This is a genomic window from Paraburkholderia tropica (assembly GCF_914484835.1).
GTDB classification, from domain to species: Bacteria; Pseudomonadota; Gammaproteobacteria; order Burkholderiales; family Burkholderiaceae; genus Paraburkholderia; species Paraburkholderia tropica_A.
The window spans coordinates 1-14,775 of the sequence record NZ_CAJZAR010000040.1; the positions used below are offsets into that span (position 1 = coordinate 1).

The following is a 14,775-nucleotide window of genomic DNA, read 5'->3' on the forward strand; positions in this document are numbered from 1 at the left end:
TGGCGTTTGGGCGTGTGAATACAGAAAGCAAAAACAAAAAAGCCGCCCACCAAGGCGGCTTTTTGCTTTACACGCTGACACCTCACCTCATCGCTCACTTCTGCGCGATAAATTTCGTCGCTAACTGCACCCAGTACGACGATCCGACCGGCAGCAACTGGTCGTTGAAGTCATAACTCGCGTTGTGCAGCATGCACGGGCCGGCGCCATGTCCAGACTCGCGATGGCCGCCGTCGCCGTTGCCGAGAAACGCGTAGCAGCCCGGCTTTTCCAGCAGCATGAACGAGAAGTCCTCGGCGCCCATGGTCGGTTCCACGTTCGCGTCGACGCGGTCCGCGCCCACCACCTCGCGCATCACGTCGGCGGCGAATTGCGTTTCCGCGCTGCTGTTCACTGTCGGCGGATAGTTGCGATGGAACGTGATATCGACCGAGCACTCGTACGCATCGGCTGTGCTTTCGGCGATCTTGCGCAGCCGCGACTCGATCAGATCGAGCGTTTCCGTCGTGAACGTGCGCACCGTGCCGGCGATCCACGCCGTATTCGGCACCACGTTCACGGCATCGCCGGCATGAATCTGCGTGATCGACAGCACGGCGGTATCGAGCGGCTTCTTGTTGCGCGTGATGACGCTTTGCAGGCCGTTGGCGATCTGCACCGCGGTGAACACCGGATCGCGTCCGTTGTGCGGCAGGGCGGCGTGCGAGCCTACGCCTTTGATTTCGATGCGAAATTCGTTGCTCGATGCCATGATCGGTCCTTCGGTCACGCCGAAGAAACCAGCAGGCATACCGGGCCAGTTATGAATGCCGAACACGGCATCGACGGGAAAGCGCGTGAAAAGACCATCGTCGATCATCGCTTTCGCGCCCGCGCCGCCTTCTTCGGCAGGCTGAAAAATAAAGACGATAGTGCCGTCGAATTCGCCGTGCTGGGCGAAATATTGAGCGGCGCCGAGCAGCATCGCCGTATGTCCGTCATGGCCGCACGCGTGCATCTTGCCGTCGTTGCGCGAGCGATGATCGAAGGTGTTGAGCTCCTGAATCGGCAACGCGTCCATATCGGCGCGCAGGCCGATCGCGCGTGTGCCGTTGCCGCGCTTGAGCACGCCGACCACGCCCGTTTTGCCCAAACCCCGATGCACGTCGATGCCCCATTCGGCCAGTTTCGACGCCACGAGATCGGCGGTCTGGCTTTCTTCGTAGCGCAATTCAGGATGGGCGTGGATCGTTCGTCGTAGGCCCTGGATTTCGCCTTGGGCGGCCTGGATTTCCGGGATCAGTTTCATGGCGGGTAGTGCTCGAAAAGTGGGCGCCCGGCACCAGGGCCGGGTCTAGACGAACCATTCTACGCCGAAGCGTTTTTTTCGCGTTTCCGTACCCGGCGCGCCGCAGTTGGACGCGCCGCGCATAATAAAATCGCAGTCTCGACACCTCGTTGCACCCACGGAATTTTTCATGAACGCCCGAGCCGAATTTGCCCGCGCAGTCTGTCCCCACGACTGTCCCGACACCTGCGCGATGCGCGTAACCGTCGAGAACGGCAAGGCGATCAAGGTGAGCGGCGATCCCGATCACGCGCCGACGCAAGGCGTGCTGTGCACGAAGGTCACGCGCTATGCCGAGCGCGTGCACCATCCGAAGCGTCTGACGCAGCCGATGAAGCGTGTCGGCGCCAAGGGCGAGGGGCGTTTCGAGCCGATCAGCTGGGACGAGGCGAGCGCCATCGCGGCGGCGCGCCTCGGCGAGATCGCGCAGCGTGCGCCCGAGGCCATCCTGCCGTACAGCTACGCAGGAACGATGGGGCTCGTGCAAGGCGACAGCATCGCGCAACGCTTCTTTCACAAGCTCGGCGCATCGCGGCTCGATCGCGCGATTTGCGCGGCGGCGGGCGCGGCGGGCCTGCGCTACACGTACGGTTCGAGCCTCGGCATGCTCACCGAGCATTTTGCCGAAAGCGAAGTCATCCTGATCTGGGGCGCGAATCCGATCGCGTCGAATCTGCATTTCTGGACCCGCGCGCAGGAAGCGAAGCGCAACGGCGCGAAGCTGATCGCGATCGATCCGTACCGCTCGCTCACCGCCGAAAAGTGCCATCAGCACATCGCGCTGAAGCCCGGCACCGATGGCGCGCTCGCGCTCGGCATGATGCACGTGCTGATCACCGAAGACCGCCTCGATCACGACTACATCGCCGCGCACACGCATGGCTACGAGCAACTGAAGGCGCGCGCGCTGGCCTATACGCCCGCGCGCGTCGCGCAGATTTGCGGCATCGAGGAACAGACGATTGTCGATCTCGCGCGTCTCTATGCATCGACGCGCAAGGTGGCGATCCGCATGAACTACGGCCTGCAACGGGTGCGCGGCGGCGGCAATGCGGTGCGCGCGATCGCTTGTCTGCCCGCGCTCACCGGTGCGTGGCGCGAGCGCGCGGGCGGCGTGCTGCTGTCGTCGTCGGGTTGGGCGCCGGTCGATGCGAACGCGCTCCAGCGTCCCGACCTGATCCCTGGTTGGCCGAAGCATCAGCCGCGCATCGTCAACATGAACCAGATCGGCGACGCGCTCACGCACCCGGGCGACGCCGCATTCGGTCCGAAGATCGAAGCGGTGGTCGTCTATAACTCGAATCCGGTCGCTGTTGCGCCGGACTCCGCGAAGGTCGCGGCCGGTTTCGCGCGCGAGGATCTGTTCACGATCGTGCTCGAACAGTTCCAGACCGATACCGCGGATTACGCCGATCTGCTGCTGCCCGCGACCACGCAGCTCGAACACCTCGACGTCCACAAGTCCTACGGCCACACGCACGTGATGGCGAATCTGCCCGCGATTGCGCCGGTGGGCGACGCCCGCCCGAACACGGAAATCTTCCGCTCGATCGCGCGCGCGATGGGCCTGACCGAGCCCGCGCTGTTCGAGAGCGACGAAGAGGTGGCGTCGCGCGCCTTCGACTGGCGCGATCCGGCCTTCGACGGCGCGACCTGGGACACGCTCAAGCAGAACGCGTGGATCAAGCTCGATATCGCCGACGCGCCGTTCGCGAACGGCGGTTTCCGCACGCCCACGGGCAAATGCGAGTTCTATAGCGAGGCGCTCGCGCAAGCCGGCCTCGATCCGCTGCCTGACTATCTGCCGCCGCACGAATCGGCCGACGGCGCGCCGGAACTCGCGGCGCGTTATCCGTTGGCGATGATCTCGCCGCCCGCGCGCAACTTCCTCAACAGCACGTTCGTGAACGTCGAAAGTCTGCGCGCGACCGAAGGCGAACCGCACGTCGATCTCAATCCCGCCGACGCCGGTCTGCGCAATATCGCCGATGGCGATCAGATCCGCGTCTTCAACGATCGCGGTTCGATGCAGGCGCGCGCACGCGTGTCCGAACGCGCGCGCGAAGGTCTCGTGGTTGGTCTGTCGATCTGGTGGAAGAAGCTCGCGCCCGACGGCCGCAACGCCAACGAGGTGACGAGCCAGGCGCTCACCGACCTCGGCAATTCGGCGACGTTCTACGACTGCCTCGTCGAAGTCGAACGCGCGTAAACCCTGGCCGGCAGGGTTCGAGTGCACTTTCTAACTCGCTGATTCCCGTAAGAAAAACACGGTCTCCGTGCTACGATCCATTTTTTAGCACGACCATTCGAAAATATAGAGGAGGAGACGCCGCATGGAAAAGGTCTGGCTGAAATCGTACCCGCCGGGCGTGCCCGCCGAGATCGACGCGAGCCAATACGCGTCCATCACGGCGCTGCTCGCGGAGAGTTTCAACGCGAACCGTGCGAAGCCCGCGTTCGCCTGCATGGGCAAGGCCATCACCTACGGGCAGCTCGACGAGCTGTCGAAGCGGCTCGCCGCCTGGTTCCAGTCGCGCGGCATCGCGCCCGGCGCGCGCATCGCCATCATGATGCCCAACGTGCTGCAGTATCCGGTCGCGCTCGCCGCGATCCTGCGCGCGGGCTACGTGGTCGTGAACGTCAATCCGCTCTACACGCCGCGCGAACTCGAGCATCAGCTCAAGGACAGCGGCGCCGAAGCAATCATCATCCTCGAGAACTTCGCCAACACGCTCCAGGCCGTGATCGCGCAAACGCGCGTGAAGCACGTCGTGGTGGCGTCGATGGGCGATCTGCTCGGCGCGGCGAAGGGCTTCATCGTCAACTTCGTCGTGCGCAACGTGAAGAAGATGGTGCCCGAGTGGAGCCTGCCGGGCCACGTGCCGTTCAACGCCGCGCTCGCGGCCGGCGCGCGTCAGACCTTCAAGCCCGTCGAGCAGAAGCCCGACGACATCGCGTTCCTCCAGTACACGGGCGGCACGACCGGTGTGTCGAAGGGCGCGACGCTGCTGCATCGCAACCTCATCGCCAACGTGCTGCAATCGGCCGCGTGGACCGAGCCCGCGCTCTCGCGCCTGCCCGCGGGCGCGCAGCCGGTGACGGTCGCGGCGCTGCCGCTTTATCACGTGTTCGCGCTGACCGTCTGCGGTCTGCTGACGATGCGCACGGGCGGCCTCGCGATCCTGATTCCGAATCCGCGCGACATCGCGGGCATGATCAAGGAACTGCACGGCTACGCGATCACGACGTTCCCGGCGGTCAACACGCTCTATAACGCGATCCTCAATCATCCCGATTTCGACAAGCTCGACTTCTCGCATCTGCTGGTCGCGAACGGCGGCGGCATGGCCGTGCAGGAAGCGGTGGCGAAGCGCTGGTACGAGCGCACGCAGACGCCGATCGTCGAAGGTTATGGGTTGTCCGAAACATCGCCGAGCGTGACCTGCAATCCGACCACGGCCACCGAGTACACGGGCACGATCGGGCTGCCGCTGCCGTCCACGGAAATCTCGATTCGCGACGACGACGGCAACGAACTGCCGATCGGCGAGGCGGGCGAGATCTGCATTCGCGGGCCGCAGGTGATGGCGGGCTACTGGCAGCGTCCCGAAGAAACCGCGAAGGTCATGACGGCCGACGGCTTCTTCAAGTCGGGCGACGTCGGCGTGATGAACACGCGCGGCTATATCAAGCTTGTCGACCGCAAGAAGGACATGATTCTGGTCTCGGGCTTCAACGTCTATCCGAACGAAGTCGAGGACGTGGTCGCGAAGCTGCCGGGCGTGTTCGAAGTGGCGGCCGTGGGCGTGCCCGATCAGCACTCGGGCGAGGCGGTGAAGCTCTATATCGTGAAGAAGGACCCGGCACTCACCGACAAGGAGGTGTTCGATTACTGCAAGACGCAGCTCACGGGCTACAAGCGTCCGAAGCTGATCGAGTTCCGCACCGATCTGCCGAAGAGTAACGTCGGCAAGATCCTGCGCCGCGAACTGCGGGACGCGCGCGTGTAATTCGTCGAGACTTTGTCGTGACAAAGGCCTGCCCGAAACGGCGGGCCTTTTTCTTTTGGCTCGCGCGCCAAAAGAAAAAAGGCGCCCGGAGGCGCCTTCGAGACTACTACGGCTTTTCCTCTTAGAACTTGTGACGGATACCGACGCGGGCCGTGAACTGGTTCTGGTTCGACGAACCCGTCAGGCCGTTGATGTTGGCCGTCGCGTCGACGGTCTGACCTGCGTAGTTCAGCGTCTCGCCCAGCGCGTGCTGGTACACGCCGATCAGGTAGACGTCGGTGCGCTTCGACAGGAAGTAGTCGACGCCGACCGCGCCCTGATGATACTGGGCACGCGATGCGCCGTTGATCGACGCGCCGCGCGTGTAGTCGTACGCTGCGCCCACCAGCAGAGCCGGCGTGAGCTGGTACTTGAAGTTCGCTTCGACGTTGTTGAACGTCGCCGACTGGCCGCGGTACGCGTTGATGGCCGCGTTGGTGTACGACGAGCCGAGGTTCGCGAAGCGGATGTTCGAATACGTCAGGCCGAAGGTGGCCGCGCCGAACGTGTACGCACCGCCCGCACCGACGACCTGGTACGTGTTGGCCGAAGCGAAGCCCGAGTAGACCGCCGAGGTCACGGCGTAGCCCGACGCCGCGGCGCCGGTGTTCGCGGCGATCGTGCCGCCGTTGTTGAACAGGCCGCCCGAAGCTGCCGGCGTGCGTGCGTTCAAATAGCCGACGCCGAGGGACAGCGGGCCGTTGTTGTAGCCGGCGCCCAGCGACCAGATCTGGTTGTGCGTGAAGTCGCCCGCCGTACCGCCGAAGCTGTACGTGCCGCCGAAGGTCAGACCCGAGTAGTTCGTGCTGGTGAACTTGATCGTGTTGTTGGTGCGGTACGCGTTGTTGAAGTTGTCGATGTCGCCCGGGTGAGCGGCGATGTAGCCGCCCCACTGGTCGCCCGCTTCGAGCGGACCGACATAGTCGACGACGGAGTCGTACTGACGGCCCAGCGTGACCGTGCCGAACTGCGAGTTGCTCAGGCCGACGTAGGCTTGACGGCCGAACATCAGGCCACCTTGACCGAGCTTGCCGTTGTTCACGTCGAAACCGTTTTCGAGCACGAAGACCGCCTTCAGGCCGCCGCCGAGATCTTCAGCGCCGCGCAGGCCGAAACGGCTGCCTTGCAACACGCCGCTCGAGAGGTTGTACAGGTGCTTGCCACCCGAGTTCGTGTTGAGGTTGAAACCTTCGTCGATGATGCCGTACAGCGTGACGCTGCTCTGTGCGTGAGCAACACCCGCGAACGCGCCCAGCGCAGCCAGCGCGAGAAGCGACTTCTTCATTGAATGATCTCCAGTATTTATGAATCTTTTATGCGTCTTTTTACAAGGCCGATTCTTATGTAGTGCGATTTGTCTTGCTGGGGCCTTGCTGTCTAACTTCGCGAGAAGTTGGGGCTAATGTAACAAAAGGGATATGGGTGACAAAGGAAAAGCCGGGACGCTTCTAAGTACCTGTTTCGTTTACACAACATGGCTTAGAATATGCGCCGGGTATCGGCGCAGCCCCCGATTGACGGCGCTGCGCGAGTTCCTGTAGGGCTTTATAACGGCCGGTCGGTCGGCTTATGCGAGAGGCGTTTTTTGGGCGTTTCGCGCCATGTCGCCGATCAACTGGTTCGTGTTTTCGTGCATTCTGTGGCGCGCAAGGAGGAAGGTTGGATGACGCTTGACGAGTTGATTACCGAATTCGATCGTGGCCTGCGCTCGATTACTGGCGTGTCGCGCATGTCGCGGCCGATTCCCCAGCCTTCGGCCGCGTCCCTCGCTGCCGCAAACTCCGGCACGGCCGCGCAAGACGTCGCGCACGCAGCCGGCGACGAATCCGAAGTCGCCGGCGTGCCGGTCGTCCCCGTCGCGCCGACCGAACTCACGGCCGCCGAGCGCTCGCATGCCGCGGGCCTCATGCGCGTGAACCACGTCGGCGAGGTGTGCGCGCAGGCGCTCTATCAGGCGCAGAAGATCGCCACGCGCTCGCCGTCGCTGAAGGCCGCCTTCGACCACGCCGCGCAGGAAGAGGAAGATCACCTCGCCTGGACCGCGCGCCGCCTCGAAGCGCTCGATTCGCGTCCGAGCCTGCTCAATCCGCTCTGGTATGCGGGCGCGCTCGCGATCGGTTTTGCGGCGGGCCGTCTGGGCGACAAGATCAGCCTCGGCTTCATGGCCGAAACCGAGCGCCAGGTCGAGCATCACCTGGACAGCCACCTCGACGCCTTGCCGCCCGCCGATCTCGAATCGCGTGCCATCGTCGAGCAGATGCGCATCGACGAAATCGCGCACGCCCGCTCGGCCACCGACCTCGGCGGCATCGAACTGCCGTTGCCGATGCGCTCGCTGATGCGCGCCGCATCGAAAGTCATGACGCGCACGGCCTACTATATCTAGTCTTTTTGCGCGGGCGGGTGGGAGACACCGGTCCGCGCGATTTCCGCCCCTTTAGCGCTTTACGCCCTCGGCTTTAATTCCCGCCAACTCCCCGCACCACCTGGATTTTCACCGCGTATTTCACGTATCACCTTCACAACCTGCGTTAGCTCATTCATTCATAACGGTTTTTGGCTTTGCGCCTGACTTGAACAAGTACCGCTAAGTCCTTGTTCTAGCGGATAAATTTCGTCAAAAAACGCGCCAGCCACCTTGACCCTCGTGGGGCCTTCCTCTAAAGTGGGAGACAGTGTGAGAAAGTGTATTTTTGTGTGATTCCAGATACGTATTCGGGTAAATTTCCTGAGATTTAGACGGGCGGCGATCGGCGCCGCGCGAGGGGGAGCAAATTGTTCCAGGGGGCGTCGGCGCTGACACTCGATGCGAAAGGACGGATGTCGATTCCGTCTCGCTATCGGGACGCGCTGCAACAACAGGCAGAAGGCCGGGTGACGATCACCAAGCACCCGGACGGCTGCCTGTTGCTATTTCCGCGCCCCGAATGGGAAGTCTTCCGCGCCAAAGTCGCCGGATTGCCGATGGACGCTCACTGGTGGCGTCGTATTTTTCTCGGTAATGCGTCCGACGTCGACCTCGACAGCGCGGGCCGCGTGCTCGTCTCTCCCGAATTACGTCTCGCAGCAGGTATGGAAAAGGAAGTCATGCTGCTTGGCATGGGTAGTCATTTTGAGTTGTGGGATGCGCAAACCTACGCCGCCAAGGAACAGGCGGCCATGGCCCAAGGCATGCCCGACGCCTTGAAGAATTTCACGTTCTGATCGCGGTTTAAAACGCTATGGCATCTGCGATGGGACAAGGATTGCAGCATCGCACGGTGCTGCTCGATGAAGCGGTCGATGCGCTCGTGACGCGCGCGGACGGCGTCTATGTGGACGGCACGTTCGGTCGCGGCGGGCACAGTCGCGCGGTTCTCGGCCGGCTTTCCGAAGCCGGGCGCCTGATCGCGTTCGACAAAGACCCGCTGGCGATCGCCACTGCCGAACAGGTGGGCGACGCGCGGTTCTCGATCGTGCACGAGAGTTTTGCTTCACTGCGCGACGCGATGGCGGAGCGCGGGGTAGGGCGTGTGTCGGGGATTTTGCTGGACCTGGGCGTGTCGTCGCCGCAAATCGACGACCCGGAGCGCGGTTTCAGTTTCCGCGCCAATGGCCCGCTCGACATGCGGATGGACCCGACGCGCGGCGAGTCTGCCGCTGACTGGCTCGCGCGGGCCACGTTGCAGGAACTGACGGAGGTGATTCGAGATTATGGGGAAGAACGGTTTGCTTTTCAGATTGCAAAGGCGCTTGTTGCTCGCCGGGCAGAGTCCGACCGTCTCGGGCCTCTCGACAGCACGGGCGAGCTTGCCCAAATCGTGGCTAACGCCGTCAAAACCCGTGAGAAGGGTAAGGACCCGGCAACCCGCACCTTTCAAGCTATACGGATTCACGTCAATCAAGAGCTTGCGGAGCTGCAGGTCGTTCTAGAAGCAGCGCTGTCGTTGCTGGAGCAGGGAGGGCGGCTCGTGGTCATCAGCTTCCATTCGCTGGAAGACCGAATCGTGAAGCGGTTCATGCAGGCGCACGCCACCGCGCCCGCGATCGATCGCCGCTTGCCGATCCGCGCCGTCGACCTGCCCAGCCCGCCGTTGAAGCTGCTCGGCCGCGTGTTCGCGAGCGACGAGGAAGTCGCCGCGAACCCGCGTTCCCGCTCGGCCGTGATGCGCATCGCGGAGCGCGTCACGCCATGAACCGCCTGAACATCTTCCTGCTGATCGTCGTCACGGGTTGCGCGTTGTCGGTCGTCAACGCCACCAATCAGCAGCGTCAGATCTTCATTCAGTTGCAACGCGCGCAGTCGCAGGAGCGTCAGCTCCAGCAGGACTACGCACAACTTCAGTATCAGCAGAGCGCGCTGTCCAGAACGTCGCGCGTCGAACAGATCGCTACCGATTCGCTCAAGATGCAGCCCGTGACGACCGGACGCACGCAATACCTGACGCTCGCACCGGGCGCGGCCACCGCTGTGGACGCGCCCGTGCCGACGTCCGCGCCGGCGCAGGGTGCGGCTGCGGCCGCCAACCGCCGCGGAGGCGCGCGATGAAAAAGGGCAACAGCCGCAAGAGCGTCGCCTTCACCGCGAATCCCATTCTCTCCGTGCGCCTGCCGATGTGGCGCTCGAAGCTCGTCGTCTTCATGCTGTTCATGGCGTTCGTCGCGCTCGCCGCGCGCGCGTTCTGGATCCAGGGTCCGGGCAACGCCTTCTATCAGAAGCAGGGCGAAAGCCGCTATCAGCGCACCATCGAACTGCCCGCCACGCGCGGCAAGATTCTCGACCGCAATGGCCTCGTGCTCGCCACGAGCCTGCCCGTGCGCGCGATCTGGGCGATTCCCGAAGCCGTGCCCGACGACCTCGGCGCCGACAAGCTCGCCCAGCTCGGCAAGCTGCTCGGCATGACGCAGCAGGAACTGCGCAAGAAGCTCTCGGAAGACAAGACCTTCGTCTACGTGAAGCGTCAGGTGCCGCTCGACGTCGCGCAGCAGGTCACGGCGCTCGACATCCCCGGCATCTATCAGCGCAACGAATACAAACGTTTCTACCCGGAAGGCGACGTCACGGCCCACTTGATCGGCTTCACCAATGTGGAAGACGAAGGGCAGGAAGGCGTCGAGCTTAGCGATCAGAAAATTCTTGCCGGCATGCCCGGCATTCGTCACGTCATCAAGGACCGCATGGGCCATATCGTCGAAGACGTCGACGAAACGGTCGTGCCCCACGATGGCACGGACGTCGAACTGTCGATCGACAGCAAGATCCAGTTCATCGCCTATTCGAACCTGAAGGCGGCGGTGGAGAAGTTCAAGGCCAAGGCCGGCGCGGCGATGGTGGTGGACGTGCGCACGGGCGAAGTGCTCGCGCTCGTCAATTACCCCACGTACAACCCGAACGACCGCTCGCACCTCACGGGCGAGCAGCTGCGCAACCGCATTCTCACCGACGTGTTCGAGCCGGGCTCGATCATGAAGCCGTTCACGGTGTCGCTGGCCCTCGATTTGCACCGCGTCTCGCCGACTACACTGGTGGATACGGGCGCGGGCCACTTCACGCTCGACGGCGCGACCATCACGGACGACGCCGGTTTCGGCGTTTTGACGGTGGGCGGCGTGATCCAGAAGTCGTCGAACATCGGCGCGACCAAGATCGCGATGACGCTGCGGCCCGAAGAAATGTGGAACATGTACACCAGCATCGGTCTCGGGCAAGCGCCGAAGGTCGGGTTCCCCGGCGCGGCGCCTGGCCGCCTGCGTCCGTGGAAAAGCTGGCGCCGCATCGAGCAGGCGACCATGTCCTACGGCTATGGTCTGTCGGTGTCGCTGTTCCAGCTCGCGCGCGCCTACACGGCCATCGCGCACGACGGCCAGATCCTGCCCGTGACGATCTTCCGCCATCCGGGCGACGATCAGCCCGTGGTCGGCACCCAGGTGTTCGCGCCCACCACCGCGCGCGAAGTGCGCACGATGCTCGAAAGCGTCGTGTCGAAAGACGGCACCTCGCCGGACGCAGCGGTGCCCGGCTATCGCGTGGGCGGCAAGTCCGGCACGGCGTACAAGCACGGCCCGCACGGCTACGACCACTCGAAGTACCGCGCGTCGTTCGTCGGCATGGCGCCGATGCCGAATCCGCGCATCGTGGTGGCGGTCACGGTCGACGAGCCGACGGCGGGCAGCCACTTCGGCGGCGCGGTGTCGGGTCCGGTGTTCTCGGGCATCGTCGGCGACACCTTGCGCTCGCTCAACGTCCCGCCGGATATGCCGGTCAAGCAGCTCGTGGTCTCGGATGATAGCGCCTCCGCGCCGGCCGCCTCGAACGCGCCCGCCGGTCCCACGAAGCGCGTCGCGAGTGCGGCGCCTGCCATGAAAACCCCTGTCGGCGCGCATCACATGACTGTCGCCGACAACGCGAAAAACCGTCCCGGAGTCGTCCGATGAGCGCCACGCGCAATCAGCATCCCGCGCACCGGCAGATCGCGGACGCGCTCGCCTGGCTGCGTGCGCGCGTCGCGCCCGCTGCCAATCTGCACGCCGACACGCGTTCGCTCCAGCCGGGCGACGTGTTCCTCGCCTACGCCGTCGAAGGCGCGGACAACCGCTCGCACGTCGAAAACGCGCTCGCGCGCGGCGCGGCGGCGGTCGTCTATCAGCCGGAAGGCTATGCCGGCGCGTTCGATTTTTCGCAGGCGCCGAACGCGCTCGCCGTGCCGCAGCTCGACGCGCTCGCGGGCGAGATCGCGAGCGGCTGGTACGGCGATCCGAGCGACGCCATGCTCGTGGTCGGCGTGACCGGCACCAACGGCAAGACCTCGTGCAGCCAGTGGATCGCTTCGGCGCTCACGGCCATCGGCCAGAAGTGCGCGATCGTCGGCACGCTCGGCAGCGGCTTCGTCGGCCAGCTCGTGCATACCGGTTTCACGACGCCCGACGCGCCGCAATTGCAGCGCTCGCTCGCGCAACTGCAACAGTCGGGTGCGAAGGCCGTCGCGATGGAAGTGTCGTCGCACGCGCTGCATCAGGGCCGCGTGAACGGCACGTCGTTCGACGTCGCCGTGTTCACGAATCTCACGCAGGATCATCTCGATTATCACCACACCTTCGAGGCGTACGAAGCCGCGAAGGCGCGTCTGTTCGCGTGGCCGGGTCTGCGCGCGGCCGTCATCAACGCCGACGACGCGGCGGGCCGCCGCCTGATCGCCGCCACGCGCGGCGCGGCGCGCACGATCGCGTACGGCGTGGAAACGCCCGCCGCCGATGCGCCGGTCGCCGACGCCTGGCTGCGCGCCACGAACGTGCGCGCGACCGCCACGGGCACCGCGTTCCATCTGGAAACGTCCGACTGGGGCGAGGCCAACGTCGAAGTGCAGACGCTCGGTCTCTTCAACGTCAGCAATCTGCTCGGCGTGCTCGGCGCGCTGCTGGCGGCGAACGTGCCGCTCATCGCGGCGCTCAACGAAATCACGAAGCTGCAGCCGGTGAACGGCCGCATGGAACGCCTCGGCGGACGCACCGATCACGACGAACCGCTCGTGGTGATCGACTACGCGCACACGCCCGACGCGCTCGAAAAAACGCTCGACGCGCTGCGCCCGATCGCAGCGGCGCGCGGCGGCCAGCTCGTCTGCATGTTCGGCTGCGGCGGCGACCGCGACGCCACCAAGCGTCCGCTGATGGGCGCGATCGCCGAGCGTCTCGCCGATCAGGTGGTGGTGACGAGCGACAACCCGCGCAGCGAATCGCCCACGGCGATCATCGACCAGATCGTCGGCGGCATGCGCGAGGCCGCGAAGGCGCGCCGCATCGAGGACCGCGCGAGCGCGATCCTGCAAGCGGTGCGCGGCGCGGCGAAGGAAGACGTCATCGTGCTGGCCGGCAAGGGGCACGAGGCAACTCAGGAAATCATGGGCAAGAAGCGCGCGTTCTCCGACCAGGACCACGCGCGCCTTGCGCTCGCAGCCCGTCCGACTTCCGATCGGCATGGGCGCGGAGGTGGTGAATGACAATGCTTTCCCTGCGCGAAGCGGCAGCGCTGATTCCCGGCGCGAGTGTGCTCGGCGACGAGAACGCCACGTTTGCGCGCATCTCGACCGACAGCCGCACGACCGGTCCCGGCGACCTTTTCGTGGCGCTCAAGGGCGACCGCTTCGACGCGCACGACTTCCTGCCCGAAGTGGCGGGCCGTCACGTGAGCGCGGCGCTCGTCTCGCGCAGCCCCGGCGACTGGCGCATTCCGGCGCTGCGCGTGGACGACACGCGCACGGCGCTGGGCGCGCTCGCGCTCGGCTGGCGTCGTCGCTTCACGCTGCCGCTCGTCGCGGTCACGGGCAGCAACGGCAAGACCACGGTCAAGGAAATGATCGCGTCGATCTTCGCGGCGGCGGTTGGCGCCGAGGCGCGTCTGGCGACCGCGGGCAATCTGAACAACGACATTGGCGTGCCGCTCACGCTGCTGCGCCTGAACGCCTCGCACAAGCTGGCGGTGGTCGAGCTGGGCATGAATCATCCGGGTGAAACCGAGCTGCTCGCGAAGTTCGCGGAGCCGACCGTCGCCGTGGTGAACAACGCGCAGCGCGAGCACCAGGAATTCATGGCGACGGTGGAAGCCGTCGCGCTCGAACACGCGAGCGTGATTCACGCGCTCAAGCCCGAAGGCACGGCCGTGTTTCCCGCCGACGACGCTTACGCAGGCATCTGGCGCGTGGCGGCTACGGGCTCGAAGATTCTCGATTTCGCACTGCATACCGATGAACGCGCGGTCGATGCCGCGGTCACAGGCAAGCTGGTGAGCGCGTCGCGTCTCGCTATCGCCACGCCCGACGGTCATCTCGAAGTCGAATTGCAGGTGCTCGGCGCGCACAACGCGCACAACGCGCTCGCGGCCACAGCGGCGGCGCTCGCGTCTGGCGTGTCGTTCGACGCGATCCGGCGCGGCCTCGAAGCGTTCGAGCCCGTGAAGGGCCGTCTGCAGGTCAAGCGCGCGGCGGGTCACGTCGCGGGCAATCTCGCGGGCGCCGTCGTGATCGACGACACCTACAACGCGAATCCCGATTCCGTGCGCGCGGCCATCGACGTGCTGGCGGCGCAGGCCGCGCCGCGCGTGCTGGTGCTCGGCGACATGGGCGAAGTCGGCGACGACGGCCCGGCGTTTCACCGCGAGGTGGGCGCTTACGCGAAAGAGCGCGGCATCGACGCGCTCTACACGCTCGGCGACGCGGCGCGCGACATCACGGCGGCATTCGGCGCAGGCGCGCTGCACGCCGCCGACGCGAACGCGCTCGTGAGCGCACTCGTGGGCGCGGGCTACGGCCCGGGCGCCACGATCCTCGTGAAAGGCTCGCGCTTCATGCAGATGGAGCGCGTGGTGGCCGCACTCACGAATCCGCAAACCCCTGCACCGGACGCAGCGTCCGGCGCGCACTGAAA

The 14,775-nt window shown here is 65.0% G+C and carries 11 protein-coding genes; 9 read left to right on the top strand and 2 right to left on the bottom strand.

The annotated features are described in order from the left end of the window. Positions 1–94: 94 nt before the first annotated feature. On the bottom strand, positions 95–1,288 hold the full coding sequence (locus tag LDO54_RS10970; protein WP_224010138.1) for a M20 aminoacylase family protein: 1,194 nt from the start codon (positions 1,286–1,288) through the stop codon (positions 95–97). 169 nt (positions 1,289–1,457) lie between these two features. Between LDO54_RS10970 and LDO54_RS10975 the strand changes: the two genes are divergently transcribed. Continuing rightward, the gene (locus LDO54_RS10975) at positions 1,458–3,536 is read left to right on the top strand and encodes a molybdopterin-containing oxidoreductase family protein (RefSeq protein WP_224010140.1); all 2,079 of its coding nucleotides are present in this window, start codon (positions 1,458–1,460) and stop codon (positions 3,534–3,536) included. A gap of 124 nt (positions 3,537–3,660) precedes the next feature. Then, positions 3,661–5,337 carry a long-chain fatty acid--CoA ligase gene (locus LDO54_RS10980; protein ID WP_224010142.1) on the top strand — a complete coding sequence of 559 codons (1,677 nt, stop codon included), beginning with the start codon at positions 3,661–3,663 and terminating at the stop codon, positions 5,335–5,337. Between the two features lie 121 nt (positions 5,338–5,458). Here the strand turns inward: LDO54_RS10980 and LDO54_RS10985 are convergent, their stop codons facing one another. Then, a complete protein-coding gene (locus tag LDO54_RS10985; RefSeq protein WP_224010144.1) occupies positions 5,459–6,661 on the bottom strand; it encodes a porin in 1,203 nt (400 codons plus the stop codon). 378 nt (positions 6,662–7,039) lie between these two features. Between LDO54_RS10985 and coq7 the strand changes: the two genes are divergently transcribed. From coq7 to LDO54_RS11020, 7 genes are all read left to right on the top strand, one after another. Next, positions 7,040–7,762, top strand: coding sequence for a 2-polyprenyl-3-methyl-6-methoxy-1,4-benzoquinone monooxygenase (gene coq7 / locus LDO54_RS10990; protein ID WP_224010146.1), 723 nt, complete (start codon positions 7,040–7,042; stop codon positions 7,760–7,762). 389 nt (positions 7,763–8,151) lie between these two features. Continuing rightward, positions 8,152–8,580, top strand: coding sequence for a division/cell wall cluster transcriptional repressor MraZ (gene mraZ, locus LDO54_RS10995; RefSeq protein WP_224010148.1), 429 nt, complete (start codon positions 8,152–8,154; stop codon positions 8,578–8,580). 17 nt (positions 8,581–8,597) lie between these two features. After that, on the top strand, positions 8,598–9,551 hold the full coding sequence (rsmH, locus tag LDO54_RS11000) for a 16S rRNA (cytosine(1402)-N(4))-methyltransferase RsmH (RefSeq protein WP_224010150.1): 954 nt from the start codon (positions 8,598–8,600) through the stop codon (positions 9,549–9,551). Then, positions 9,548–9,904: a cell division protein FtsL gene (gene ftsL, locus LDO54_RS11005; protein ID WP_224010153.1), complete on the top strand. Its 357-nt coding sequence runs from the start codon at positions 9,548–9,550 to the stop codon at positions 9,902–9,904. The genes rsmH and ftsL overlap by 4 nt, the downstream gene beginning before the upstream one ends. Next, positions 9,901–11,790: a peptidoglycan D,D-transpeptidase FtsI family protein gene (locus tag LDO54_RS11010; protein WP_224010155.1), complete on the top strand. Its 1,890-nt coding sequence runs from the start codon at positions 9,901–9,903 to the stop codon at positions 11,788–11,790. The genes ftsL and LDO54_RS11010 overlap by 4 nt, the downstream gene beginning before the upstream one ends. Continuing rightward, positions 11,787–13,352, top strand: a complete 1,566-nt coding sequence (locus LDO54_RS11015; protein ID WP_224010156.1) for a UDP-N-acetylmuramoyl-L-alanyl-D-glutamate--2,6-diaminopimelate ligase — start codon at positions 11,787–11,789, stop codon at positions 13,350–13,352. The genes LDO54_RS11010 and LDO54_RS11015 overlap by 4 nt, the downstream gene beginning before the upstream one ends. Then, entirely contained in the window at positions 13,349–14,773 is a 1,425-nt protein-coding gene (locus LDO54_RS11020) for a UDP-N-acetylmuramoyl-tripeptide--D-alanyl-D-alanine ligase (RefSeq protein ID WP_224010158.1), read from the top strand. The genes LDO54_RS11015 and LDO54_RS11020 overlap by 4 nt, the downstream gene beginning before the upstream one ends. The last annotated feature ends 2 nt before the right edge of the window (positions 14,774–14,775 follow it).

What these genes read in the sequence shown, in the direction of transcription:
- rsmH (WP_224010150.1), top strand. Translation starts at nt 8,598, where the DNA reads ATGGCATCTGCGATGGGACAAGGATTGCAGCATCGCACGGTGCTGCTC.
- LDO54_RS10985 (WP_224010144.1), bottom strand. Translation starts at nt 6,661, where the DNA reads ATGAAGAAGTCGCTTCTCGCGCTGGCTGCGCTGGGCGCGTTCGCGGGT.
- LDO54_RS11020 (WP_224010158.1), top strand. Translation starts at nt 13,349, where the DNA reads ATGACAATGCTTTCCCTGCGCGAAGCGGCAGCGCTGATTCCCGGCGCG.
- LDO54_RS11015 (WP_224010156.1), top strand. Translation starts at nt 11,787, where the DNA reads ATGAGCGCCACGCGCAATCAGCATCCCGCGCACCGGCAGATCGCGGAC.
- ftsL (WP_224010153.1), top strand. Translation starts at nt 9,548, where the DNA reads ATGAACCGCCTGAACATCTTCCTGCTGATCGTCGTCACGGGTTGCGCG.
- LDO54_RS11010 (WP_224010155.1), top strand. Translation starts at nt 9,901, where the DNA reads ATGAAAAAGGGCAACAGCCGCAAGAGCGTCGCCTTCACCGCGAATCCC.
- LDO54_RS10975 (WP_224010140.1), top strand. Translation starts at nt 1,458, where the DNA reads ATGAACGCCCGAGCCGAATTTGCCCGCGCAGTCTGTCCCCACGACTGT.
- coq7 (WP_224010146.1), top strand. Translation starts at nt 7,040, where the DNA reads ATGACGCTTGACGAGTTGATTACCGAATTCGATCGTGGCCTGCGCTCG.
- LDO54_RS10980 (WP_224010142.1), top strand. Translation starts at nt 3,661, where the DNA reads ATGGAAAAGGTCTGGCTGAAATCGTACCCGCCGGGCGTGCCCGCCGAG.
- LDO54_RS10970 (WP_224010138.1), bottom strand. Translation starts at nt 1,288, where the DNA reads ATGAAACTGATCCCGGAAATCCAGGCCGCCCAAGGCGAAATCCAGGGC.